We start from the raw sequence: 22,634 nt of genomic DNA on the forward strand, positions 1-22,634 counted from the left end.
CCCCCTGGACCCCGGCTAGACCCTGGCCGGGGTCTTCGCCGGGACGACCGCCGGGGTCTTGGCGGGGGCCTTGGCCGGGGACTTGGGCGAGGCCTGGGCGGGGGCCTTGGGCGAGGCCTGGGCGGGGGCCTTGGGCGAGGCCTGGGCGGGGGCCTTGGGCGAGGCCTGGGCGGGTGCCTTGGCCGGGGACTTGGCGGAGGATTTGGCCGGAGACTTGGCCGGGGACTTGGCGGGAGCCTTCTTGGCCTTGCCCGGGGTCTTCGGGGTCTTCGGGGCCTTGGCCGGGGACGGGGTCTGGGCGCCGACGTCCAGCCAGCTCCGGTCGATGTTGAGCGTCACGTCGCCGTACGTGGCGTCGTGGTCTCCCCGGAACTGGTGGGCACGACGGCCCCCCGTCCACCGGTCGGTCCCGGCGGGCAGGCCCAGGTCGGCGTCGGTGACCGAGGCCGCGCCGTTCCAGCGGGCCACCCACAGCACGTCGGGCATGGCCTCCGGGGCCTGGTCGTAGTGGGCGCTCAGCGCCTTGGCACCGGAGCTCGCCGCGACGTAGGCGGCGGCCCCGTAGCCCAGTTCGTGCAGCCGGGTCGTCCAGGCCGTGAGGTAGGCGACGACCGGGGCGTCCCAGGTGGCGCGGTCCGTGTAGTTCTCGAGGTCGTTGTAGAGGACCGTGCCCTCGGCCATGCCCAGCGCCGCGGCCGCGTGGGCCGCGCCCTCGGCCTCGGCCCGGCCCTGTTCGTTGGCCTCGGAGGGGTCGGTGGAGAGCCCCGTGGAGGAGCTGTTCCAGGGCTGGGGGCCCACCCAGATCGGCATGAGGTGCCAGCCCGCCTCGGCCTGCCGGCTCACCCAGCCCGCGGTGAGCTGCGGCTGGGCGCAGGCACGGGCGCGGCCGCCGATGTAGACGCCGACGGCGCCGAAGGGCGAGTCGGCCCGCCAGGCGTTCATGGTGCGCTGGGTCGGGGCCGTGCAGGCGTCGAAGCCCTCGCCGGTGAAGGGCGTCTGGACGGTGGTGCGGGAACCCCCGCCGACCACGCCGACCGGATCGACGGGGACCGGGCCGGGGGCGGCCGGGGGTGCGAGGGCGCGGGCCCGGGTGAGGACCCCGCGGACGGCCTCGGGGGTGGACCCGTAGGAGACGGTCGCCATCACCCCGGCGCGGCGCAGGGCGTAGCGGATCTCGTTGCTGTCGCCCCGGACCTTGGGCAGGGGGTCGCCCTCGTCGCCTCCGACGGTGGGGATGTCGGCGCGCGGCGGGGCTCCGTCGAGCGGCTCCAGGTGCAGGGTGTCGGAGCGGGGGGCGGCCGCGCGGGCGGCTCCGCATTCGCCCTGGGCGCCGGCGTGTCCGAGGTAGAGGGTGGGCAGGTCGAGGCGCAGGCAGGCGTCGGGGTTGCGGTCGAGGTCGACGACCCGCCAGTCGGCGGGGACGGTGAGGCGCAGCCCGCGGTAGTCGACGGTGCGGCCGTCGGTGGTGTGGCCGTCGGCGGACCCGAGGGGGACGGGGGCGAGCAGCGCGGCGCCCAGCAGGCAGCTCAACATCATGTGGGAGGGGAGCATGTGACCCACTGTTACCAGAAGCCCCGGAGGATGACACAGAGGCACGAGAGCCCGCGGTCACCTGTTGACGGGACGGCCGCACGGCAGTGTGGCCGATCCCCCTCGCCCCCGCTCCCCTACTCCGCCGCCGGGCGGCCCTTGCCCCGGCGGGGCGCGGTGGCGCCGCGGATCTCCTCCGTGGCCGCGCGGAACGCGGGCGCGGCGCGGGCGAAGTAGTCGAAGAGCAGGGCCTGCTGCTCCGGGGTGTAGGAGCCGATCACTGCCGCGATGTGCCGGCGGGCCGGTCCGACCACGCCCTCGATGCGGTCCAGCGCGTCCGGTACGGGCTGCACGATGACCCGGCGCCGGTCCCCCGGATCGGCGGCCCTGCGGGCGTAACCGGCCCGTTCGAGGCGGTCGATGAGCCGGGTCGTCGCGCCCGTCGTCAACCCGGTGCGAGTGGCGAGCTCGCCGGAGGAGAGCCCTCCTTCCAGGGTGATGAGACTGAGCGCGTACCACTCGGAGGTGTGCAGTCCGGCCGCCTCTGCGCTGGCCAGGCCCTGGAGTCCGACGGCGTCCAGGTACTGCCGGAAGGTCGTGTGCGCGTCCGGGACGCCGCCACCTGTTGCCATTTTCGGGATCGCCTCCTACATTTATATCTGCACGCATGCAGATACTGCGTTCGCTCAGTATCTGCTTCAGTCTAGCCAATTGGGAGTGGTCCGTCATGCAGCAGCCCACCAGCGAGTCCCTCGCCTCCGCCTCCGCCACGGCCTCCGTCCGGGCCGTGCTCGACCGGCTCGTCGCCGCCTGGGAGGCCCACGACGCCGAGGCGTACGGCGAACTGTTCACCGAGGACGCCACGTACATCACCTACGTCGGCACCTTCTACCGGGGCCGCCATGACATCGCGGACAGCCACCGCACCCTCTTCGCCGGCTTCCTCAAGGGCACCCGGCTGGCGGACGAGATCCTCGACGTCCGCTTCTACGGGCCCGACGTGGCCGTGGTGAACGGCCGCGGGGACACCTACAAGGGCAAGCGCCCGACGAAGCTCACCAAGATCCAGACGTACACCCTCGTCCGCGACCCGGACGGGTCGTGGCGGATCGCCGCCTTCCAGAACACCAAGCGCAAGCCCCTGATGGAGGCCGTGTCCTACCGGTTCGCCCCGGGCCTCGTCCCGGCCGCGGAGCGCTGACCGTGCGCCGCGACCCCGCCCCCGCACCCGCACCCGCACCCGCACCCGCACCGACGACCTTCCCGACGACCTTACGGAGAACCCGCATGACCACCGTCAGCACCGACGCCCGCACCGCCGACCGCGCCACCGCCCCGAGCACGGGCCCGGCGGCCCCGCCCGCGCCCCGCTCCCGCCGACGCACCCTCAAGCGCGCCCTGATCGGCACCGCGCTCGCCCTCGGCCTCACGGCCGGCGGCGGCTACCTGTGGCTCGACGCCACCTCGGAGGTCAAGGTCACCGGCTCCGCCGCCTGCACGGCCGTCACCGCCACGGAGTCCGGCACCGGTGGCCGTTCGGGCGACCGCGACGCCGTCTGCGGTGTGCTGGCCTCGCTCGCCGGGGCCTGGGGCGCCGCCGATGCCGACGCGTACGGAGCCCTCTTCACGCCGGACGCCACGTACACGACGTACGTCGGCACCCACTACCAGGGCCGCGGCGACATCACCGAGGCCCACCGGGCCCTCTTCGGGGGCTTCGTCAAGGGCACCAAGCTGGCCGACTCGATCCTGGGCATCCGCTTCCTCGGCCCCGACGCGGCCGTGGTCACCAGCCGCGGCGACACGTACGAGGGCGGGCGGCCGGCGGAGCTGTCGAAGGTCCAGACGTACACGCTGACCCGCGAGAGCGACGGACAGTGGCGGATCGCCGCGTTCCAGAACACCCAGCGGCAGCCGGTCATGGAGCGGGCGTCCTTCCTGCTGTCGCCCGGCACGGTGCCCGGAGCCGAGAAATGACGGCCCGCACCGCCCTGGTCACCGGGGCCAGTTCCGGCATCGGCCGGGCCTTCGCCCGCGAACTCGCCGCGGCCGGCTGGACCGTGACCCTCGTGGCCCGCGGCGAGGACCGGCTGCGCGCCCTCGTGGAGGAGCTCGGACCCGGTCACCGCCATCTGGCAGCCGACCTGTCCACCCCCGAGGGACAGGGGCTGGTCGCCGCCGAGCTGCGCCGGCGCCCCGTCAACCTGCTGGTCAACAGCGCCGGCACCGCCCACCACGGGCCCTTCGCCGGGTCCGACCCGCGGGACGCCCTCGCCGCCACCCACCTGGGCTGCGACGCCGTCATCACGCTGGCGCACGCCTTCCTCTCCGGGGCCCGCAGCGGAGACGCCCTCGTCAACGTCTCCTCCACCCTCGGCAGCGCCCCGTCCCCCGGCCTCGCCGTCTACAGCGCCGGCAAGGCCTTCGTGACCGCCTTCTCCGAAGCGCTCTGGCACGAGCAACGCCCCCGCGGCGTCCACGTCATGGCCCTCTGCCCCGGACCCACCGCCGCGGATCCGGACAACGAGACCGAGCCGATGCCGGAGACGGAGACGGAGACGGAGCCGACGTCCGCGGCCCCGCCCCTGCGGCATCAGGACGCTCCGGCCGCCCTGATCCAGAGCCCGGAGGCCGTGGTGCGCGCCGCCCTGCGCGCCCTGGACCGGCGCAGCACCCGCCCCACCGTCGTCCCCGGGCGCGCGAACTCCCTCTTCGTCCTCGCCGCCCGCCTGCTCCCGCGCCGCACGCTGCTGGCGCTGCTCAGCCGGTAGCGCGCCGGCGCCGCCGCTACTCCTGCTGCTCCTGGAAGGCGGGCAGGGCGAAGATCCGCTCCTTCCCCGACTCCTCCATCAGCTCGACGAGCGGCAGCACCAGTTCCCACAGGTCCTGCTTGTCGACCTCGCGCACGAGTCCGTCGAGCTCCGCGTCGCCCAGCCCGGCGGCGGCATCGGCCACCACCTTGCGCGCCTCCTCGGGCAGTACGCCGACCAGCGGCAGGAACGCTCCCCACAGTGCGGTCGCCACCACGGCCCGTACCACCCCGGCCAGTACGAGCGGGTCCCGCAGGGAGTCCAGCCGGGCCACCGCGAGCCGGTCGTCCTCGCCGAGCAGCGCCACGAGCGGGAGCAGGGACTCCCACAGCCCCTCGGCGTGCGTGACCCGTACGAGCGAGTCGAGCTCCGCCGCATCGAGACGGGCCGTGAGTTCGGCGATCCGCAGCCGCTGGTCGCCGCCGACCATCGCGGCGACGCCGAGGGCCTCCTCCCAGAGCCCCTCGGCGGCAGCGGCCCGTACGATCGCGCCGAGGCGGTCGTCGCCCATGAGCTCCAGGATCCGGGGCAGCCGCTCGGGCTGGTCGACGTAGAAGCCGGCGCGCAGCACCGCCGCGTCGTCCACCTGGTCCAGGATCCGGCGGAGCACCTGGTCCCGCATGTGGCCGACGAACCGGCCCATGGTGAGGTGGTCGCGGTTCTCGGCGAGGGTGGTGGCGATGCGGACGACGAGCCCCTCGTCGAGCCGGTCGACGATCCCGGAGATCTTCCGGGGGTCCAGGTGTCCGCAGGCCTCGGCGGTGAAGGAGACGGGCAGCTTCTCGATGATGGCGGCGGCCCGGCCCGACTCCAGCCGGCCGGCCACCCCGGCGGCCAGCCGGGGTCCGAGCGCCTTCTGCGAGATGGCGGCCGCCACCCCGGCCGGCACCAGTTTGGTCGCGGCGGCGATCCGGTCGAGCATCTCGGGTGCGCCGTCGTTCAGTACGCCGCTGACCTGCTCGCGGAACGCCCGTACGTCCTCGTCGGGCAGCCCGCGCAGGAAGCCGAGCTCCCCGGCGTCCGCGCCCACCAGCCGGGCGATCTTCTCCACTTCGGCGCGGCTCACCGGAACAGCACCTTGCGCACGGCCCCGCGCGCGAGGGCGGGGACCAGCCCCAGCGCCTCCTCGGCGGCCTGGTTCAGGCCTTCGGCCTGGCGCGCCCGCTCCGCTTTGAGTGACTCGGCGAGCCGCGCGAGCTCCCCGGCGTCCAGCTGCGCGAACGACGCGGGCGGCCGGGCGCCGCCCAACTCCCCACTCAAACGGCCCAGTTCCTCATCTGTACGCACGGGACGACCTCCCACACCAAAGACGACACGACGGCTCGCGTCGAGCGTGGGCCCGAATTGACTAATAGTCAATACTCGCGGGTAGGACCGACCGCGGGCATCAGCTCCCGCTCTCCGCCAGCTCCTTGAGGACGAGGTCCAGCGCGGTGGCCCGTACGCCGAGCACGTGCTCGGTCTCGGAGGCGTCGACGCGCAGCGCCCTGTCGTACAGGTACGCCATCTCCGGGATCTCGGCCGTCACCGCGTCCGCGGCGACCTGCTCGGCCAGCTCCCCGGGCGTCATCCGCCGCAGCCGCGGGTCCGGCGCACCGGCGGCTTCGGCGAGCCGGCCGGCCAGGGCCCGGATGGACAGCTCCGAGGTGGACGGCACGTGCCAGGCGCGGCCCCAGCCGTCCTCCCGGGCGCCGACGGCGATGAGGGTACGGGCCACGTCGTCCACGTAGGACCAGGCGTGCGCCTCGTCCAGGCCGACCGGGAGCAGCGCCTCCGTGCCCGCGAGCACGGCGGGGACGGCCGTCCAGGTGAAGAGCGAGAGCGCCCCTGCCCCGAGGTAGTCGCTGCCCCGGACCTCGGCGACGCGCACGCGCCCGGCCTCGTGGGCGGCGAGGGCCTCCTCCCACATCGCGGCGCGCACCCGCCCCTTGTCGGAGTCCGGCCGCAGGGGCAGACCGGGGGTCAGGGGCCCCTCCACCGGTCCGTACCCGTAGAGGTTCCCCAGCATCACGTAGTCCGTGCCGGTCCGCTCGGCGGCGGTGAGCAGGGAGGCCGCCAGCGGCGGGAAGGCGGTGCGCCAGTCCTGATAGGCGGGAGCGGCCGCGTTGTAGAGGGTGCGCGCGCCCCGGAGCAGCTCGGTGAGGCGGTCGGCGTCGGTGATGTCCGCGGCGACCCGCTCGACGAGCGGATGCTCGGGCCCGCCGCCGCTGCGGGTGATGACACGGACCCGTTCGCCGGACGCGGCGAGCAAGCGGGCGGTGGCGGTGCCGATCGGGCCGGCCCCGGTGACGACGTGCACGGACATGGCTGTACTCCCTTGCGGAGAGCGCGAGTTGTTCACGCGATGGATCAACCCTCGCTCGGTGCGGCGCCGTACAGTAGTGGCCTGAATGCCAGCCATCCGGAGATTCGAGCCATGACGACTCCTCCCGCGCACCGCCCGCACCGCCCGCACCGCGTGACGGTCATCGCGGTCCCCCCGGTGACCACCTTCGACCTGTCGATCCCGGAGTTGGTCTTCGGCGCGACGCGGATCGGGGAGGACCCGGCCTACGAGGTGACGGTCTGCACGCCCACCCCCGGCGTCGTCCCCGCTGCGATCGGCATCGACATCGTCGTACGCCACGGCCTGGAGGCGATCGAGCGGGCCGACACGGTGATCGTGACGGGCACGGGCGCCCGGGTCAGCGCCGACCCGCGCGTACTGGACGCCTTGCGGGCCGCCGCCGCGCAGGGCCGGCGCATCGCGTCCATCTGCACGGGCGCGTTCGTCCTCGCCCAGGCCGGTCTCCTCGACTCCCGCCGCGCCACGACGTTCTGGAGCATGTCGGAGGAGTTCAGGGAGCGCTTCCCCGGGGTCGACCTCGTGCCGGGCGTGCTGTTCGTCGAGGACGCCGGGGTGCTGACCTCGGCGGGGCTCTCCGCGGGGATCGACCTGTGCCTGCACATGGTGCGCTGCGACTACGGGGCCGCCGTCGCGAACGGCACCGCCCGCCTGGTGGTCGCGGCCCCCGTGCGGCCGGGCGGCCAGGCCCAGTTCATCGAGACCCCGCTCCCGGCCGACCGCGGCACCTCCCTCGCCGCGACCCGCGCCTGGGCCCTGGCCCGCCTGCACGAGCCGACCGCGCTGGCCGATCTGGCCCGGCACGCGGGCCTGAGCGTGCGCACCCTGACCCGCCGCTTCCGCTCGGAAACGGGTCTCAGCCCCCTGCAGTGGCTCCTGCACCAGCGCCTGCACCGGGCCCGCGAGATCCTGGAGACGACCACCCTCCCGATGGACCAGGTCGCCGCGCGCAGCGGCCTCGGCACGGCCGACTCCCTCCGCGCCCACCTGGTCCGCCGCACGGGCTCCACGCCGACCGTCTACCGGGCCACGGCACGGGCACGGCAGCCGTAGGCGAGCCCGGCCCGATCGGCAAGACGCCCCTTATCCGGCCGCAGCGGGGTCCGCGGCCCGCTCCAGTACCTCCAGTACGGTGTCGCGGAACAGCGTGGTCTTGTAGCCGGTCTGCGGCAGCGGCCGGCAGCGGGCGAGCACCGTCGCGGCCGCTTCCGCAAGGACCTCGGGGGTGGCCTCCCGGCCGATCAGGGCGGCCTCCACCTCCGGAAGCCGCAGCGGAACCCGCGCCACGCCGCCCGCCGCGACGGCGGCGTGCGTGACCGTCGCGCCGTCGAGCGCGAGCCGGGCGGTGGCCTCGACCAGGGGCCATTCGCCGTGGGCGCGACTGGTGGCCCGGTGGCAGGCGGCCCGTTCGCCGGGCAGGGGCGGCGGCAGCAGGACCGCGGTGAGGATGCGGTCCGGTGCCAGCAGGTGGTCGGCCCGGTGGAGCCGGTCGCCGTCCCCGTACAACTCGGCCACCGTGCGGGGTGATTCACCGTGGACCTCGGCCCCGGCGTCGTAGGTGAGCAGGGCCATCGCGAGGGTCGACGGGTGCGGGGCGACGCAGGGGCCGTCGCCGCTGACCACGCCGAAGTGGTGGTCCCCCTCGCGCGCGGGGCAGCCGGAGCCGCCCTTCTGGAGGCAGCTGAAGTGCGGGTTGCGGTAGTACCAGCAGCGGTTGCGCTGGAGCAGATTGCCGCCCAGGGTGCCGGCGGCGCGGATCTGCGGGGTCGCCGCGGTCCCGGCGGACACCGCCAGGGCGGGCCAGCCGGAGCCCACCCGCGGATCGGTGGCCAGCGCGGCGAGCGTGGTCAGGGCGCCGATCCGCAGCCCGCCGCCGGGCAGCGGCGTACAGCCGCGCAGGCTGCCCGCGGCGTCGAGGTCGGTGAACGGGCCCGGGGCGATGCCCGAGCGCTGCCGGGCGGTGGTGTCGGTGCCGCCGGCGCGCAGCTCCCCGCCGCGCGCCAGGACGGCGGCCGAGAGGTCGGTGAGGGTGGGCTCGGTGCTCACGTGGCCAGGCCTTCCAGGAGCCGGTCGGGGCGGATGGGCATGTCGTACGGGCGCCAGCCGGTCGCATCGCGGACCGCGTTGGCGAGGCAGGCCGCGGTGGGCAGGGTGGCGATCTCCCCGAGGCCGACTCCGCCGCCGGGGACGTGCGCGAAGCCCTCCTGGTGGAAGTGGACGGTGATCTCGGGGGTGTCTCCGATGCCGGGGATGCGGTAGTCCTCCAGGTTGTCGGTCAGCACCCGGCCCGTGGCCGGGTCGGTGCGCCGCTCCTCGAACAGGGCGTAGCCGACGCCCTGGACGACGGCGCCCTCGCACTGGCTGCGGGCGAGCCGCTCCTCGTGGATGCGGCCCGCGGCGATGCCGCTCCACACCCGCAGCGGCCGGATCCGGCCGAGCCGGGTGTCCACCTCCACCTCGGCGACCTGCACCGATCCGGTGAAGCCGCGGCCGATGGCCACGCCTCCCATGGTCAGATTGAGGGGGGTCACGAAACCCCGGTGGTCGCGGCGGCGCCGGCCGGTGACCCGTACGCCCTGCGCGAGGCCCAACCGGGAGGCCACGTCGCCGTCACCGGCGCCGAGCGCGTCGCGCAGCCGTTCGGCGGCGTCCACGGCGGCGGGCACGATCGACGGCGTGGTGCGGCTGCCGCCGGAGGTGGGGCCGTGGACGGCGTCGCTGTGCCCGACCTCGGCCCGCACCCTGTCCTCCGGCACGCCGAGTCCTTCGGCGACGGCCCGGCGCAGTACGGTGCGCGCGCCCGTGCCCATGTCCTGCACGGCGCAGCGGGCGACGACGATCCCGTCCTCGACGGTGAGCTCGACCTCGGTGGCGGGGTCGAGGAAGTACAGCCAGTTGGCCGCCGCGACGCCGACGCCCCGGCGGAAGCGTCCGGTGCCGCCGCGGGTGCCCGACCAGGCCGGAAGGGCCGCGGCCAGGTCGTACAGCGCATGCCGTTTCGGGTTGCCGTCCCAGCGGCGCCGCAGGGCGATCGGATCCTCTCCCAGCCGGTGGGCCATCTCGTCGACGGCCTGTTCCAGGGCCCAGCACATCGTGGGCCCGCCCGGGCCTCGGAAGGGCGCGCCCGGCGGCCGGTGGGTGACGTTGTCGAAGTCCCGTAGCCGGCGCGGGGCCTTGCCGTACATGAACCGGGCCAGCGCCGCGACGGTGCCGCCCACCGAGACCCCGCCGTCGGTTTCCGCGTCCATGGCCAGCGCGCTCAGCTCCCCGGAGGCGTCCGCGGTCATCGCCAGCCGGATCCGGGTGCCGGGCCGGTACCCGCCGTCGGTGAGCTCCTCGTCCCGGTCCAGCACCACCCGCACCGGGGCGCCGTGCAGCCGGGCCAGCTCCACCGCGGCGACCACGTCGGAGGTCAGCCCCATCTTGCAGCCGAAGCCGCCGCCCACGTGGACGGCCCGGGCCACCACCCGGTCGAGGGGCACGCCGAAGCGCTCGGCGGCGCGTACGGCCACCTGCTTCACCGACTGCGTGGACACCTCCAGGTGGAGGGTGCCGTCGACCCACTCCGCCAGGCAGGCGTGCGGTTCGAGCGGGGTGTGGGTCTGGGCGGCGGTCGTGAACAGCCCCTCGACCACCCGCTCGGGACTGTTCTTGCGGGCCTCCGTGATCCGGCGCACGGCCGTGGCGGGCCGCCGGCTCATGGCGGACGGGCCACGCCGGTTGCCGCTCCAGCGGGCGGGCGTCAGCTGCGGAGCCTCGCCCGACCCGGGCGCCAGCTTCCGCGCCGCCTTGTCCTCGTAGACCAGCGGCCCCTCGCCGGCCCGCGACCGGCTCACGTCGAGGGCGGCCGGCAGCACCTCGTACTCCACGGTGACCCGCTCGGCGGCCGCCCGCGCGGAGGCCCGGTCCGCCGCGGCGACCGCCGCCACGGGCTGCCCGACGTACCGCACCACGCCGTCGGGGGGCAGCAACGGCACCAGCGCGACATCCCCGGCCTCCAGGGACCGTACGTACGCATGCGCGTGCGGCGACCGGATGATCACGCCCTCCAGCAGCCCCTCGGGCCGCTGATCGGTGGTGTACCGGGCCGACCCGTCGACCTTCTCGGGTGCCTCGGCGCGCGGAACGGGCCCCCGCGCCTCCCCGTCCGTCTCGTACTCCCCCGCGCAGGCGGCCGCCACGGCGCCGAAGATCCCCTCGTAGGCGCCGCACCGGCACAGGTGACCCGCCAGCGCCTCCGCGATCTCCTCCCGCCCCGGCCTGCTCCGCCCGTGCGCGGCCCGCCACCTCTCGAAGAACGCGGCCGCCTCGACCACGAACCCGGGCGTGCAGTAACCGCACTGGAGCCCATCCTCACCGGCGAAGGCACGCCCGACCGGGTGACCGGCCAGCCCTTCGACCGTGGTCACCCGCCGCCCGCCGAGCCGGACCGCCGGCGTCAGACAGGCCACCCGCGGCTCACCGTCGACCTGGATCGTGCAGGCCCCGCACACCCCGCCGGCGCACACCAGCTTGGTGCCGGTCAGCCCCAACTGCTCGCGCACCACCTCCACGGCGGCCGGATCACCGTCCACGTCCACCGCGCACGGGACGCCATTGATCTCGAACTCCACGAGACGCACTCCTCAACGGTGGGGGCGACGACCCCCACACCACCCGGGCTCGCCTTCACCCCCTTGATAACCCGCCCCCACCCACCCCGCAGCCCGGCACACCCACTCAGCGGGACGTGTCGGCCGGCAGACCGGCAGACCGGTGGATACCGAGGAGGCATCGTGAGCCGCACTCCCCCGCACCTCGACCTCCCGGCCGTTACCTCGGGGGTAATCGCAACGCCCAGCCGACCTCGACTAGGTTCGCGGTCATCGCTCACCCCCGGAACGAAGGAGCCCCGTGGTGCCCGCTTACGGCTTCGCCCATCTCCGCAGCCGCCGGAACCACTCCGACGTCATCGAGTACCTGGAGCGCATCCAGGCGACCCTCGCCCCCTTCGCGGGCCGCTTCGTCATCCACGGTCCGCCGACCGAAGTCGTAGAGGGCAGCTGGCCCGGCAGCATGGTGCTGATCGAGTTCCCCGGCCTTGCCGAAGCCCGTGCCTGGTACGACTCTCCGGCCTACCGGGCCATCCTGCGCCTGCGCACCGACCACATCGAAGGCGATCTCCTGCTGATCGAGGGTGTCGGCCCGAACTACGACCCAGCCGAACGAGCTCGCAAGCTCCGAGCAGAAACCGGCTGATCGAGCCGTTCGACCCATAGCCGCACCGTGATGGTGAAGGCCGGCCATCTGTACGAGCTCCAGTACGAGTTCACCCCCGAAGCCTGACCACCCCGAAACGCCACAACGCCCGCCACCCCTGGTCGGGGACGTGGCGGGCGTTGTGTCAACCGTCACCCACCTCAGCCCGCGGCCAGCTTGAACCCGGCCCAGACCGTCTTGCCCACCCGCTCGTCACGGATCTGGAATTCGTCCGCGAGCTCCTCCACCAGCCAAAGCCCCCGGCCGCACCGGGCACCGAGGTCGGGCTGCTTCACGACGGGGCGACCCGGACCGCTGTCGCGCACCTCGACCGTCACGATCCCGCCTTCCCACTCCAGACGCACGGAGAACTCCCGCCCCAGCGGGACCCCGTGAAGAACTGCGTTCGTGGCGAGCTCGGAGACACAGAGCCGTATGTCGCCCCGTCGCTCGGACACACCCCACTCACCAAGCGTGTCGCCTACGAACTGACGGGCCGCGCGCACCGAGGCACGGGCCCGAGGGAACCGCTGCTGCCGGGACAAGGACATAGCACCCCACCGCCTTAACGCTGAGCTTCCAAGGCCATACAGAACGTATCGCTATTCGCGAAAAGCAGCAAGGTTTGCGAGGCTGGGATAGCACAGAGGTGTCGCTTAACGTGGGGACTGGCAGAGCGACAGACACTCAGGAGGCAGCGTGAGCGGCAGCGGATGGACCAGCACGTCGATGCCGTACCTGACCCCTCGAGCCACCGGCAGCTCGGACGCCTGGACCGCCGAGGCCGAAGCCGCGGGTCGCCGCGGCGCGCAACGCATCCTGCACGCCGGCGAGGTCGACGCACCGACCGAAGTCGCCGGGATGCTCGGCCTCCCGACCGGGGAGACCGTCGTCGCCCGCCGCCGGATCATCGAACTCGACGGCGAACCAACCGAATTGACGGACACCTACTACCCTGCCGACATCGCCGCGGGCACCCCTCTGGCCGGAACGGCGAAGATCCGAGGCGGCGCAGTGACCCTGCTGGCAAGGCTCGGACACATCGGCGCACGCGCCGTCGAGAACGTGACGGCGCGGATGCCCGGCCCCGAGGAGCAGGAGCACCTGCGACTCGGGCCGGTCGAGCCGGTCCTCCAACTCGCCCGTACGACTTACGACTCGGCAGGCCGACCGATCCAGGCCGACGTGATGGTCATGCCTGCCGCACGCCAGCAGTTGCGGTACGAGATCGACATCGAGGTCGCATGACCCTGTCCAGTTCCGAAACCGCGGGCTCCGACCCCCGTCCGCTCCACGCCCGCATCGCCGCCGACCTGCGGGACGAGATCATGAGCGGCGACCTCGCACCGGGATCGAAGCTGCCTTCGACCTCGCGGCTGAAATCCCGGTTCGACGCTTCCAACGCAACGATCCAGAAGGCCGTCCAGCTCCTCAAGGACGAGGGACTGGCCCTGGGCCGTGCGGGCGCGGCAGTGACCGTACGGGACACCCGGCAGCGGACCGTTCGCCCGGCCGGCTCCCTCTCTCCGGCCATGGATGGGGCGGCCTACCCGTGGCTCGCCGAAGCATCGGAACCGGCCCGCCCTGCGCACAGCACCCTGCTGGCAGTGGAAGAGGTGCCCGTCGTCGGTGATGTCGCTGCCGCGCTCGGCCTCCCGGCGGGCAGCCCGGCCGTGTGCAGGCGCCAGCTGATCACCATCGAGGACGAACCCGCCGAGCTGGTGAGCTCGTACTACCCGCCGGAGCTCGCACGCGGCACGGCACTCGCGGAGCCCCGCCGGATCCGGGGCGGCACTCCGACCCTGCTGACGGAGCTCGGCTTCGCACCCCTCCGCAGCGTGGACCGGCTCTCCGCCCGGGTCGCGACGCAGGAGCAGTACACCGCTCTGCGACTGCCCGGCGACCTGCCCGTCCTGCGGACCCTCCGTACGGTGTACGGCGAGGACGGGCGACCGATCGAGGTCACCGTGATGGTGAAGGCCGGCCATCTGTACGAGCTCCAGTACGAGTTCGCCCCCGAAGCCTGACCACCCCGAAACGCCACAACGCCCGCCACCCCTGGTCGGGGACGTGGCGGGCGTTGTGTCGAGTGCCGTACTTCGTTGTACGGACCGTATGAGGGGTCCCGGCCGGAGCCGGGGGTACTGCTGGGCCTCAATGACCACCCGACGGCCGGAGGCCGGCGCAGCCGGGCGAAGCCCGGGAGGCCGCCTGCGGCCGAGCGGTGCGCGAGCACGGCGTCCAGAAGGAGTCGTGGCGGGCGTTGTGTCGAGTGCCGTACTTCGTTGTACGGACCGTATGAGGGGTCCCGGCCGGAGCCGGGGGTACTGCGGGGTCAGACGGGTCAGACGGTGATCGAGCGGTCCGTCGGCTTGACCGGGTACGGGAGGGCGCTGGTGCCGGTCAGGAAGCGGTCCACGCCGCGGGCGGCCGAGCGGCCTTCCGCGATGGCCCAGACGATCAGCGACTGGCCGCGGCCGGCGTCGCCGGCGACGAAGACGCCGTCGACGTTGGTCGCGTAGGAGGCGTCGCGCTCGATGTTGCCGCGGGCGTCCATCGCCAGGCCGAACTGGGCCGTGAGGCCGTTCTCCTGGTCGGTGCCGGTGAAGCCCATCGCCAGGGTGACCAGCTGCGCGGGGAGGACGCGCTCGGTGCCGGGCTTCTGGACGAGCTTGCCGTCTTCGAAGGCGACCTCGACCAGGTGGAGGGCCTGGACGTTGCCGTCCTCGTCGCCCTCGAAGTGGGTGGTGGAGACGGAGTAGATCCGCTCGCCGCCCTCCTCGTGAGCAGAGGTGACCTTGTACAGCATGGGGAACGTCGGCCAGGGCTGGCCCGCGGGCCGGTCCTCGGACGGACGCGGCATGATCTCCAGCTGCGTGACCGAGGCCGCGCCCTGGCGGTGGGCGGTGCCCACGCAGTCCGCGCCGGTGTCGCCGCCGCCGATGACGACCACGTGCTTGCCCTCGGCCGTGATGGGGGGCGCCATGAAGTCGCCCTCCTGGACCTTGTTCGCGAGGGGCAGGTACTCCATCGCGAAGTGGATGCCCTTGAGGTCGCGGCCCGGGACCGGCAGGTCGCGGGAGACGGTCGCGCCCGCCGCGATGACCACCGCGTCGAACCGCTTGCGCAGGTCGGTGGCGGTGACGTCGCGGCCGACCTCGACGCCGGTACGGAACTTGGTGCCCTCCGCGCGCATCTGCTCGATGCGGCGGTTGATGTGCACCTTCTCCATCTTGAACTCGGGGATGCCGTAGCGCAGCAGCCCGCCGATGCGGTCGGCGCGCTCGTACACCACCACGGTGTGCCCGGCCCGGGTCAGCTGCTGGGCCGCGGCGAGACCCGCCGGGCCGGAGCCGATGACCGCGGCCGTCTTGCCCGACAGGCGCTCGGGCGCCTGCGGGGTGACGTCGCCGTTGTCCCACGCCTTGTCGATGATCGAGACTTCGACGTTCTTGATGGTGACGGCCGGCTGGTTGATGCCGAGCACGCAGGCGGACTCGCACGGCGCCGGGCACAGCCGCCCGGTGAACTCCGGGAAGTTGTTCGTCGCGTGCAGCCGCTCGGAGGCGGCGGTCCAGTCCTCGCGGTACGCGAAGTCGTTCCACTCGGGGATCAGGTTCCCGAGCGGGCAGCCGTTGTGGCAGAACGGGATGCCGCAGTCCATGCAGCGGCCGGCCTGCTTGCTGATGATCGGCAGCAGCGAGCCCGGAACGTAGACCTCGTTCCAGTCCTTGAGGCGCTCGGCCACAGGACGGGTGCAGGCGGTCTCGCGCGGGGTGGTGAGGAAGCCCTTCGGGTCAGCCATTGGTCGCCGCCTCCATCATCTTCTCCGTGGTCTCGGACTCGGAGAGTCCGGCGAGCTCAGCGGCGTCCTTGGCGGCGAGCACTGCCTTGTACGTGGTCGGGATGATCTTGCTGAAGCGGGCCGCCGAGGCGGTCCAGTCAGCCAGGAGCTTCGCGGCCACGGTCGAGCCGGTCTCCTCCTCGTGGCGGCGCACCACATCGTGCAGCCACTGGGCATCCGCGTCGGAGAGGGCCTCGACCGCGCCCGTGTTGCCGACGTTGACGTTGTTCGGGTCGAGGTCGATGACGTACGCGACGCCGCCCGACATGCCCGCCGCGAAGTTGCGGCCCGTCTCGCCGAGGACGACCGCCGTGCCGCCGGTCATGTACTCGCAGCCGTGGTCGCCCACGCCTTCCGAGACGACCAGGGCGCCGGAGTTGCGGACGCAGAAGCGCTCGCCGGTGCGGCCGCGCAGGAACAGCTCGCCGCCGGTGGCGCCGTAGCCGATCGTGTTGCCCGCGATGGTCGAGTACTCGGCCAGGTGGTCGGCGCCGCGGTCCGGACGGACCACGACACGGCCGCCGGAGAGGCCCTTGCCGACGTAGTCGTTGGCGTCGCCCTCCAGGCGGAGGGTCACGCCCTTCGGCAGGAAGGCGCCGAAGGACTGGCCGGCGGAACCGGTGAAGGTCAGGTCGATGGTGTTGTCGGGCAGGCCCGCGCCACCGAACTTCTTCGTGACCTCGTGGCCGAGCATGGTGCCGACCGTGCGGTTGATGTTGCGGATCGCGACCTGGGCGCGGACCGGCTGTGCGGTCTCGGCCGAGTCGGCGTTCAGCGCGTCCGCGGCGAGGCGGATGAGCTCGTTGTCGAGCGCCTTCTCCAGACCGTGGTCCTGCTCGATCACGGCGTGGCGGACCGCGCCCTCGGGCAGCTCCGGCACGTAGAAGAGCGGCTCCAGGTCGAGACCCTGCGCCTTCCAGTGCGTGACGGCCTTGCTGGTGTCGAGGAGCTCGGCGTGGCCGACGGCCTCCTCGATCGTGCGGAAGCCCAGCTCGGCGAGGAGCTCGCGCACCTCCTCCGCGATGAACTCGAAGAAGTTGACGACGAACTCGGGCTTGCCGGAGAAGCGGTCGCGCAGGACCGGGTTCTGGGTGGCGATGCCGACCGGGCAGGTGTCCAGGTGGCAGACGCGCATCATGACGCAGCCGGAGACGACGAGCGGCGCGGTCGCGAAACCGAACTCCTCGGCGCCGAGCAGCGCGGCGATGATGACGTCGCGGCCGGTCTTGAGCTGGCCGTCCGTCTGGACCACGATGCGGTCGCGCAGCCCGTTGAGCAGCAGGGTCTGCTGGGTCTCGGCGAGGCCGAGCTCCCAGGGACCGCCCGCGTGCTTCAGCGAGGTGAGCGGGGAGGCACCCGTACCGCCGTCGTGGCCGGAGATGAGGACGACGTCCGCGTGGGCCTTGGAGACACCCGCGGCGACCGTACCCACGCCGACCTCGGAGACCAGCTTCACGTGGATGCGGGCGACCGGGTTGGCGTTCTTGAGGTCGTGGATCAGCTGAGCCAGGTCCTCGATGGAGTAGATGTCGTGGTGCGGCGGCGGGGAGATCAGGCCGACGCCCGGGGTGGAGTGACGCGTCTTGGCGACCCACGGGTAGACCTTGTGGCCGGGCAGCTGGCCGCCCTCGCCGGGCTTGGCACCCTGCGCCATCTTGATCTGGATGTCGTCCGCGTTGACCAGGTACTCGCTCGTGACACCGAAGCGGCCGGAGGCGACCTGCTTGATGGAGGAGCGGCGCGCCGGGTCGTACAGGCGGTCCGGGTCCTCGCCGCCCTCACCGGTGTTGGACTTGGCGCCCAACTGGTTCATGGCGATGGCGAGGGTCTCGTGCGCCTCCTTGGAGATGGAGCCGTACGACATGGCGCCGGTGGAGAAGCGCTTGACGATGTCGGCGACCGACTCGACCTCGTCGATGGAGATCGACGGACGGTCTTCCGTCTTGAAGCCGAACAGGCCGCGGAGCGTCATCAGGCGCTCGGACTGCTCGTTCACCCGGTCCGTGTACTGCTTGAAGATGTCGTACCGGCGGTTGCGCGTGGCGTGCTGCAGGCGGAAGACCGTGTCCGGGTCGAACAGGTGCGGCTCGCCCTCGCGGCGCCACTGGTACTCGCCGCCGATCTCCAGCGCGCGGTGCGTGGCCGCGATGCCGGAGGCCGGGTACGCCTTGGTGTGGCGCGCGGCCACCTCCTTGGCGATGACGTCCAGGCCGGCGCCGCCGATCTTGGTGGCGGTGCCCGCGAAGTACGCGGCGACGAACTCCTCGTTCAGGCCGACGGCCTCGAAGACCTGCGCGCCGCGGTAGGAGGCGACGGTGGAGATGCCCATCTTGGACATGACCTTCAGGACGCCCTTGCCGAGCGCGTAGATCAGGTTCTTGATGGCCTGCTCCGGCTCCAGGCCGGACAGGAAGGTACCGGCGCGCAGGAGGTCCTCGACGGACTCCATGGCCAGGTACGGGTTGACGGCCGCGGCACCGTAGCCGATGAGCAGCGCGACGTGGTGGACCTCGCGGACGTCGCCGGCCTCGACCAGCAGACCCACCTGGGTGCGCTGCTTGGTGGCGATGAGGTGGTGGTGCACGGCGGAGGTGAGCAGCAGCGACGGGATCGGCGCGTGTTCGGCGTCGGAGTGACGGTCCGAGAGGACGATCAGGTGCGCGCCGTTCTCGATGGCCGCGTCGACCTCGCCGCGGATCTCCTCGAGGCGGGCGGCCAGTGCCGCGCCGCCGCCCGAGACCCGGTACAGGCCCGAGAGGGTGGCGGCCTTCATGCCCGGCATGTCGCCGTCGGCGTTGACGTGGATGAGCTTGGCCAGCTCGTCGTTGTCGATCACCGGGAACGGCAGCGTGACGCTGCGGCAGGACGCGGCGGTCGGCTCCAGCAGGTTGCCCTGCGGGCCGAGCGAGGACAGCAGCGAGGTGACGAGCTCCTCGCGGATGGCGTCCAGCGGCGGGTTGGTGACCTGCGCGAAGAGCTGGGTGAAGTAGTCGAAGAGCAGCCGGGGGCGCTCGGACAGGGCCGCGATCGGGGAGTCCGTACCCATGGAGCCGAGGGGCTCGCCGGCGGTACGGGCCATCGGCGCGAGGATGACGCGGAGCTCTTCCTCGGTGTAGCCGAAGGTCTGCTGGCGGCGGGTGACCGAGGCGTGGGTGTGCACGATGTGCTCACGCTCGGGCAGGTCCGTCAGCTCGATCTCGCCCGTCTCCAGCCATTCGGCGTACGGGTGCTCGGCGGCCAGCGCGTCCTTGATCTCGTCGTCTTCGATGATCCGCTTCTGGGCGGTGTCGACGAGGAACATCTTGCCGGGCTGCAGGCGGCCCTTGCGGACGACCTTGGCCGGGTCGATGTCCAGGACGCCGACCTCGGAGGAGAGCACGACGAAGTCGTCGTCGGTGACCCAGTAGCGGCCGGGGCGCAGACCGTTGCGGTCGAGGACCGCGCCGACCTGGGTGCCGTCGGTGAAGGTGACGCAGGCGGGGCCGTCCCACGGCTCCATCTGCGTGGAGTGGTACTTGTAGAACGCGCGGCGGGCCGGCGACATGGAGGTGTGGTTCTCCCACGCCTCCGGGATCATCATCAGCACGCTGTGCGGGAGGGACCGGCCGCCGAGGTGGAGCAGCTCCAGGACCTCGTCGAAGGAGGCCGAGTCGGAGGCGTCCGGGGTGCAGATCGGGAAGATGCGCTCGAGGGCGCCCTCGCCGAAGAGGCCGGAGGCCAGCTGGGACTCGCGGGCCCGCATCCAGTTCCGGTTGCCCTTGACCGTGTTGATCTCGCCGTTGTGCGCGACGAAGCGGTACGGGTGGGCCAGCGGCCACGACGGGAAGGTGTTCGTCGAGAACCGGGAGTGGACCAGCGCGATCGCGGAGGCGAAGCGGCGGTCGGAGAGGTCCGGGAAGAAGGGCTCCAGCTGGCCGGTGGTCAGCATGCCCTTGTAGACGATCGTGCGGGCGGAGAGCGACGGGAAGTAGACCCCGGCCTCGCGCTCGGCGCGCTTGCGCAGCACGAAGGCCTTGCGGTCCAGCTCGATGCCCGTGGTCCCGTTGCTGACGAACAGCTGCGAGAAGGCCGGCATGGTGGCGCGGGCGCCGTTGCCGAGCAGGTCGGGGGTGACCGGAACCTCGCGCCAGCCGAGAACCGTCAGGTTCTCCTCGGCGGCGATGGCCTCGATCTGCTCCACGGCGACGGCCTGTGCGGTGCCGTCGGCGGGGAGGAAGGCGATGCCGACGGCGTACGCGCCGGCCTCGGGAAGGTCGAAACCGGCCACCTCGCGCAGGAACGCGTCCGGGACCTGGGAGAGGATGCCGGCGCCGTCGCCCGAGTCGGGCTCGGATCCGGTGGCGCCTCGGTGCTCGAGGTTCCGCAATACGGTCAGCGCCTGCTCGACCAGCGTGTGGCTGGCCTCGCCGGTGAGGTTGGCCACAAAGCCGACGCCACAGGCGTCGTGCTCGTTGCGCGGGTCGTACATGCCCTGCTGGGCGGGGCGACCGTCCATGGGCGACCAGGCGGTGTTGCTGAGGCCGGTCGCGGAGTGCGTGGATGCGGAACGCATCGGCTCTCCCGTCGTCGTCGTGGCATATGTGCATAGCCGAGGGACGACGTTGGCCCTCTGCGAAATTTCGTGCAGATTACATGATGACGACAATCCCGCGAAGCGGATATGTCATTCCAGCATGCGGACACTGCACGGAGCAGATAAGAGGGGACTTTCGCAGGTGTCCTGCCATCGGGACACGGGACGAAGGTCCCGGTGCGGGGCGGGCCTCATTGCCCGGCGCCCAGGGGGTCTGTGCCCGGCGGACACGGATTCGAAACCGCCGAGTAACCAACTACTTATGTTGCCTACTGCATAGTGTCTCACTCCCTGCGCGGTCAGCCTACGGCTCCGCCGATCCAGGTTCCCAGGATGTACGTCACACCCGCGGCCGCGCCACCCAGGACGAGCTGACGCAGTCCGCTGTACCACCAGGACCGGGCCGTGACCCGGGAAACCACCGCGCCGCAGGCGAAGAGGCCCACCAGCGCCGCCAGCACCGCGGGCCACAGGAGCGTCGCGCCGAGCAGGTAGGGCAGCAGCGGGATCACCGCGCCGAGCGCGAAGGACCCGAAGGAGGACACGGCCGCGACCATCGGCGACGGCAGGTCGTCCGGGTCGATCCCGAGCTCCTCGCGGGCGTGGATCTCGAGCGCCTGCTCCGGGTCGCGGGACAGCTGCATGGCCACCTCGCGGGCCAGCGCCGGCTCGACGCCGCGCGACACGTACAGCTCGGCCAGCTCTTCCATCTCGTCGATGGGGTGCTTGCGCAACTGCTGGCGCTCTATGTCCAGTTCGGCGAGCACGAGCTCGCGCTGCGAGGCGACCGAGGTGTACTCCCCCGCCGCCATGGAGAAGGCGCCTGCGGCGAGGCCGGCCAGGCCGGTGACCACGACGACGTGCGGGGCGACGGCGCCGCCGGCCACGCCGGTCATCAGGGCGAGGTTGGAGACGAGTCCGTCCATCGCGCCGAAGACCGCCGGGCGCAGCCATCCGCCGTTGACGTCACGGTGGGTGTGGTTGTCGCGGTGGGCGGTGTGGAGCGGCGCTTCGATATCAATGATGGACATGCCGACTATCTCCCCTTTTGCACGAGTGGGTGCACAGAGCTGTGCCATGGACGACGCGCGGACACCCACTCCCCCTGAACACCTCGAAACTACGCACGATTTTTGCCCTCCGCCAGCAAGGAAGGCCGTACTTACCTGGGGTTTTGGGGCTCGGCGACCGGGTGACGGCGACCCGCGGCGGGTGTTTCGCGACGAGCGACAAACCACATGCCATGGCACAAATCCCCCAAGGGCTCAATATGAGTCCCATCAAGTGGAGAGGCGCGCCATGGAGCTGATTGCATGCAATCCGCAGGTCCTCCTCGAACGGGCCCGGGGCGCTCTTCTCGGACTCGCGGTGGGTGACGCGCTGGGCGCCCCCGCGGAGAACATGAAGCCGTCGGAGATCCGGGCCAAGTGGGGCCGGATCGAGGGCTTCGTCTCGGACGACCCGGCGGGCACGGACGATACGGAGTACGCGATCTTCTCGGGCCTGCTGCTGGCCCGCCACGGATCGGCGCTGACGGTCGCCCACGTCGAACGGGCGTGGCACCACTGGATCGCGGACCTGGACGAAGGCCCGTTCCGCGGAGCGGGCTTCTCGGAACGCGGCACCCTGGAGAACCTCCGCCGGGGCCTGGCGGCCCCCATCTCCGCCCAGCACCGGCACGCCTGGTCGGACGGTCTGGCCATGCGGGCGGCCCCCTTCGGGGTCTTCGCGGCGGGCCGGCCCGCCGAAGCCGCCCGGCTGGTCGCCATCGACGGCTGCGTCAGCCACGACGGCGAGGGCATCTACGGCGGCCAGGCCGTCGCCGCCGGGGTCGCCGCGGCGATGGCCGGAGGCTCCGCGGCCTCCGTCGTCTCGGCGGCCCTCTCCGTCATCCCCTCGGACTCCTGGACGGCCCGGTCCCTGCGCCGGGCCGTGACGGCCGCCCCGCGCGGCGAACGGGCGGTCCGCTCGGCGGTGGTCATCGGCGGCTACCCGTGGACGGACCTGGCCCCGGAAGCGGTCGGCCTGGCCTTCGGCGCGTTCGCCGCGTGCCGCGGCGACTTCCCCTCCTCCGTCCTCATGGCGGTCAACATGGGCCGCGACGCGGACACCACGGCGGCCGTGGCGGGCGCGCTCGCCGGAGCGCTGTCCGGCGCCCCCGCCATCCCGGCCGCCTGGTCCTCGGCGATCGGCCCGGTCCGCGGAAGCTGCCTCCCCTCGATGCGCGGCTACCACGTCCTGGACATCGCGGACCTCCTCACCCCGGAAACCGAGACCCCCCGATGACCCTGACCC

The 22,634-nt window shown here is 72.7% G+C and carries 19 protein-coding genes; 8 read left to right on the top strand and 11 right to left on the bottom strand.

Translation table 11 applies throughout. The features are described from left to right. Nucleotides 1-15 precede the first annotated feature (15 nt). Both ACFRU2_RS39670 and ACFRU2_RS39675 read right to left on the bottom strand, forming a co-directional pair. Nucleotides 16-1,551: a glycoside hydrolase domain-containing protein gene (locus ACFRU2_RS39670; protein WP_382981176.1), complete on the bottom strand. Its 1,536-nt coding sequence runs from the start codon at nucleotides 1,549-1,551 to the stop codon at nucleotides 16-18. A 116-nt stretch (nucleotides 1,552-1,667) separates the two neighbouring features. Next, nucleotides 1,668-2,162: a MarR family winged helix-turn-helix transcriptional regulator gene (locus tag ACFRU2_RS39675; RefSeq protein ID WP_382981177.1), complete on the bottom strand. Its 495-nt coding sequence runs from the start codon at nucleotides 2,160-2,162 to the stop codon at nucleotides 1,668-1,670. Nucleotides 2,163-2,257: 95 nt separating this feature from the next. Here ACFRU2_RS39675 and ACFRU2_RS39680 point away from each other — a divergent pair, with 95 nt between their 5' ends. From ACFRU2_RS39680 to ACFRU2_RS39690, 3 genes are all read left to right on the top strand, one after another. Next, entirely contained in the window at nucleotides 2,258-2,731 is a 474-nt protein-coding gene (locus ACFRU2_RS39680; RefSeq protein ID WP_382981178.1) for an SgcJ/EcaC family oxidoreductase, read from the top strand. 86 nt (nucleotides 2,732-2,817) lie between these two features. After that, nucleotides 2,818-3,507, top strand: a complete 690-nt coding sequence (locus ACFRU2_RS39685; protein ID WP_382981180.1) for an SgcJ/EcaC family oxidoreductase — start codon at nucleotides 2,818-2,820, stop codon at nucleotides 3,505-3,507. Beyond that, nucleotides 3,504-4,301 (top strand): SDR family NAD(P)-dependent oxidoreductase, encoded by a 798-nt coding sequence (locus tag ACFRU2_RS39690; RefSeq protein WP_382981181.1) that lies wholly within the window; start codon nucleotides 3,504-3,506, stop codon nucleotides 4,299-4,301. Before ACFRU2_RS39685 ends, ACFRU2_RS39690 begins: the two co-directional genes overlap by 4 nt. Nucleotides 4,302-4,317: 16 nt before the next feature. On the opposite strand, the gene ACFRU2_RS39695 is transcribed toward ACFRU2_RS39690, so the two are convergent. The 3 genes from ACFRU2_RS39695 to ACFRU2_RS39705 all read right to left on the bottom strand — a co-directional run bounded on the left by ACFRU2_RS39695 (nucleotide 4,318) and on the right by ACFRU2_RS39705 (nucleotide 6,645). Then, nucleotides 4,318-5,406: a hypothetical protein gene (locus ACFRU2_RS39695; protein WP_382981182.1), complete on the bottom strand. Its 1,089-nt coding sequence runs from the start codon at nucleotides 5,404-5,406 to the stop codon at nucleotides 4,318-4,320. Further along, nucleotides 5,403-5,627: a hypothetical protein gene (locus ACFRU2_RS39700; protein ID WP_382981183.1), complete on the bottom strand. Its 225-nt coding sequence runs from the start codon at nucleotides 5,625-5,627 to the stop codon at nucleotides 5,403-5,405. Before ACFRU2_RS39700 ends, ACFRU2_RS39695 begins: the two co-directional genes overlap by 4 nt. Before the next feature lie 100 nt (nucleotides 5,628-5,727). After that, the gene (locus ACFRU2_RS39705; RefSeq protein ID WP_382981184.1) at nucleotides 5,728-6,645 is read right to left on the bottom strand and encodes an NAD-dependent epimerase/dehydratase family protein; all 918 of its coding nucleotides are present in this window, start codon (nucleotides 6,643-6,645) and stop codon (nucleotides 5,728-5,730) included. 111 nt (nucleotides 6,646-6,756) lie between these two features. Between ACFRU2_RS39705 and ACFRU2_RS39710 the strand changes: the two genes are divergently transcribed. Next, entirely contained in the window at nucleotides 6,757-7,737 is a 981-nt protein-coding gene (locus tag ACFRU2_RS39710; RefSeq protein WP_382981185.1) for a GlxA family transcriptional regulator, read from the top strand. A gap of 30 nt (nucleotides 7,738-7,767) precedes the next feature. Here ACFRU2_RS39710 and ACFRU2_RS39715 read toward each other — a convergent pair whose 3' ends face one another. Together ACFRU2_RS39715 and ACFRU2_RS39720 are read right to left on the bottom strand one after the other, a co-directional pair. Continuing rightward, complete coding sequence (locus ACFRU2_RS39715) at nucleotides 7,768-8,730, bottom strand: FAD binding domain-containing protein (protein WP_382981186.1); 963 nt, start codon at nucleotides 8,728-8,730, stop codon at nucleotides 7,768-7,770. Further along, nucleotides 8,727-11,297 (bottom strand): molybdopterin-dependent oxidoreductase, encoded by a 2,571-nt coding sequence (locus ACFRU2_RS39720; RefSeq protein ID WP_382981187.1) that lies wholly within the window; start codon nucleotides 11,295-11,297, stop codon nucleotides 8,727-8,729. Before ACFRU2_RS39720 ends, ACFRU2_RS39715 begins: the two co-directional genes overlap by 4 nt. A 283-nt stretch (nucleotides 11,298-11,580) precedes the next feature. Between ACFRU2_RS39720 and ACFRU2_RS39725 the strand changes: the two genes are divergently transcribed. Beyond that, the gene (locus tag ACFRU2_RS39725; protein WP_382981188.1) at nucleotides 11,581-11,922 is read left to right on the top strand and encodes a DUF1330 domain-containing protein; all 342 of its coding nucleotides are present in this window, start codon (nucleotides 11,581-11,583) and stop codon (nucleotides 11,920-11,922) included. 161 nt (nucleotides 11,923-12,083) lie between these two features. Here the strand turns inward: ACFRU2_RS39725 and ACFRU2_RS39730 are convergent, their stop codons facing one another. Then, nucleotides 12,084-12,473, bottom strand: a complete 390-nt coding sequence (locus tag ACFRU2_RS39730) for an ATP-binding protein (protein ID WP_382981190.1) — start codon at nucleotides 12,471-12,473, stop codon at nucleotides 12,084-12,086. Nucleotides 12,474-12,621: 148 nt separating this feature from the next. On the opposite strand from ACFRU2_RS39730, the gene ACFRU2_RS39735 reads away from it, so the two are divergent. Both ACFRU2_RS39735 and ACFRU2_RS39740 read left to right on the top strand, forming a co-directional pair. After that, on the top strand, nucleotides 12,622-13,170 hold the full coding sequence (locus ACFRU2_RS39735; RefSeq protein WP_382981191.1) for a GntR family transcriptional regulator: 549 nt from the start codon (nucleotides 12,622-12,624) through the stop codon (nucleotides 13,168-13,170). Beyond that, complete coding sequence (locus ACFRU2_RS39740) at nucleotides 13,167-13,949, top strand: GntR family transcriptional regulator (RefSeq protein WP_382981192.1); 783 nt, start codon at nucleotides 13,167-13,169, stop codon at nucleotides 13,947-13,949. The genes ACFRU2_RS39735 and ACFRU2_RS39740 overlap by 4 nt, the downstream gene beginning before the upstream one ends. Nucleotides 13,950-14,266: 317 nt before the next feature. Here ACFRU2_RS39740 and ACFRU2_RS39745 read toward each other — a convergent pair whose 3' ends face one another. From ACFRU2_RS39745 to ACFRU2_RS39755, 3 genes are all read right to left on the bottom strand, one after another. Further along, nucleotides 14,267-15,727, bottom strand: coding sequence for a glutamate synthase subunit beta (locus ACFRU2_RS39745; protein WP_382981193.1), 1,461 nt, complete (start codon nucleotides 15,725-15,727; stop codon nucleotides 14,267-14,269). Further along, nucleotides 15,720-20,261, bottom strand: coding sequence for a glutamate synthase large subunit (gene gltB, locus ACFRU2_RS39750; protein ID WP_382981212.1), 4,542 nt, complete (start codon nucleotides 20,259-20,261; stop codon nucleotides 15,720-15,722). Before gltB ends, ACFRU2_RS39745 begins: the two co-directional genes overlap by 8 nt. Nucleotides 20,262-20,638: 377 nt before the next feature. Continuing rightward, the gene (locus ACFRU2_RS39755) at nucleotides 20,639-21,370 is read right to left on the bottom strand and encodes a VIT1/CCC1 transporter family protein (protein WP_250743816.1); all 732 of its coding nucleotides are present in this window, start codon (nucleotides 21,368-21,370) and stop codon (nucleotides 20,639-20,641) included. Nucleotides 21,371-21,638: 268 nt separating this feature from the next. Here ACFRU2_RS39755 and ACFRU2_RS39760 point away from each other — a divergent pair, with 268 nt between their 5' ends. Continuing rightward, nucleotides 21,639-22,625: an ADP-ribosylglycohydrolase family protein gene (locus ACFRU2_RS39760; protein ID WP_382981194.1), complete on the top strand. Its 987-nt coding sequence runs from the start codon at nucleotides 21,639-21,641 to the stop codon at nucleotides 22,623-22,625. Nucleotides 22,626-22,634: the final 9 nt, after the last annotated feature.

Source organism: Streptomyces sp. NPDC056883 (genome assembly GCF_042788835.1).
GTDB classification, from domain to species: domain Bacteria; phylum Actinomycetota; class Actinomycetes; order Streptomycetales; family Streptomycetaceae; genus Streptomyces; species Streptomyces stoeckheimensis.

What these genes read in the sequence shown, in the direction of transcription:
- ACFRU2_RS39680 (WP_382981178.1), top strand. Translation starts at nt 2,258, where the DNA reads ATGCAGCAGCCCACCAGCGAGTCCCTCGCCTCCGCCTCCGCCACGGCC.
- ACFRU2_RS39730 (WP_382981190.1), bottom strand. Translation starts at nt 12,473, where the DNA reads ATGTCCTTGTCCCGGCAGCAGCGGTTCCCTCGGGCCCGTGCCTCGGTG.
- ACFRU2_RS39745 (WP_382981193.1), bottom strand. Translation starts at nt 15,727, where the DNA reads ATGGCTGACCCGAAGGGCTTCCTCACCACCCCGCGCGAGACCGCCTGC.
- ACFRU2_RS39760 (WP_382981194.1), top strand. Translation starts at nt 21,639, where the DNA reads ATGGAGCTGATTGCATGCAATCCGCAGGTCCTCCTCGAACGGGCCCGG.
- gltB (WP_382981212.1), bottom strand. Translation starts at nt 20,261, where the DNA reads ATGGACGGTCGCCCCGCCCAGCAGGGCATGTACGACCCGCGCAACGAG.
- ACFRU2_RS39705 (WP_382981184.1), bottom strand. Translation starts at nt 6,645, where the DNA reads ATGTCCGTGCACGTCGTCACCGGGGCCGGCCCGATCGGCACCGCCACC.
- ACFRU2_RS39670 (WP_382981176.1), bottom strand. Translation starts at nt 1,551, where the DNA reads ATGCTCCCCTCCCACATGATGTTGAGCTGCCTGCTGGGCGCCGCGCTG.
- ACFRU2_RS39710 (WP_382981185.1), top strand. Translation starts at nt 6,757, where the DNA reads ATGACGACTCCTCCCGCGCACCGCCCGCACCGCCCGCACCGCGTGACG.
- ACFRU2_RS39740 (WP_382981192.1), top strand. Translation starts at nt 13,167, where the DNA reads ATGACCCTGTCCAGTTCCGAAACCGCGGGCTCCGACCCCCGTCCGCTC.
- ACFRU2_RS39675 (WP_382981177.1), bottom strand. Translation starts at nt 2,162, where the DNA reads ATGGCAACAGGTGGCGGCGTCCCGGACGCGCACACGACCTTCCGGCAG.
- ACFRU2_RS39690 (WP_382981181.1), top strand. Translation starts at nt 3,504, where the DNA reads ATGACGGCCCGCACCGCCCTGGTCACCGGGGCCAGTTCCGGCATCGGC.
- ACFRU2_RS39685 (WP_382981180.1), top strand. Translation starts at nt 2,818, where the DNA reads ATGACCACCGTCAGCACCGACGCCCGCACCGCCGACCGCGCCACCGCC.
- ACFRU2_RS39755 (WP_250743816.1), bottom strand. Translation starts at nt 21,370, where the DNA reads ATGTCCATCATTGATATCGAAGCGCCGCTCCACACCGCCCACCGCGAC.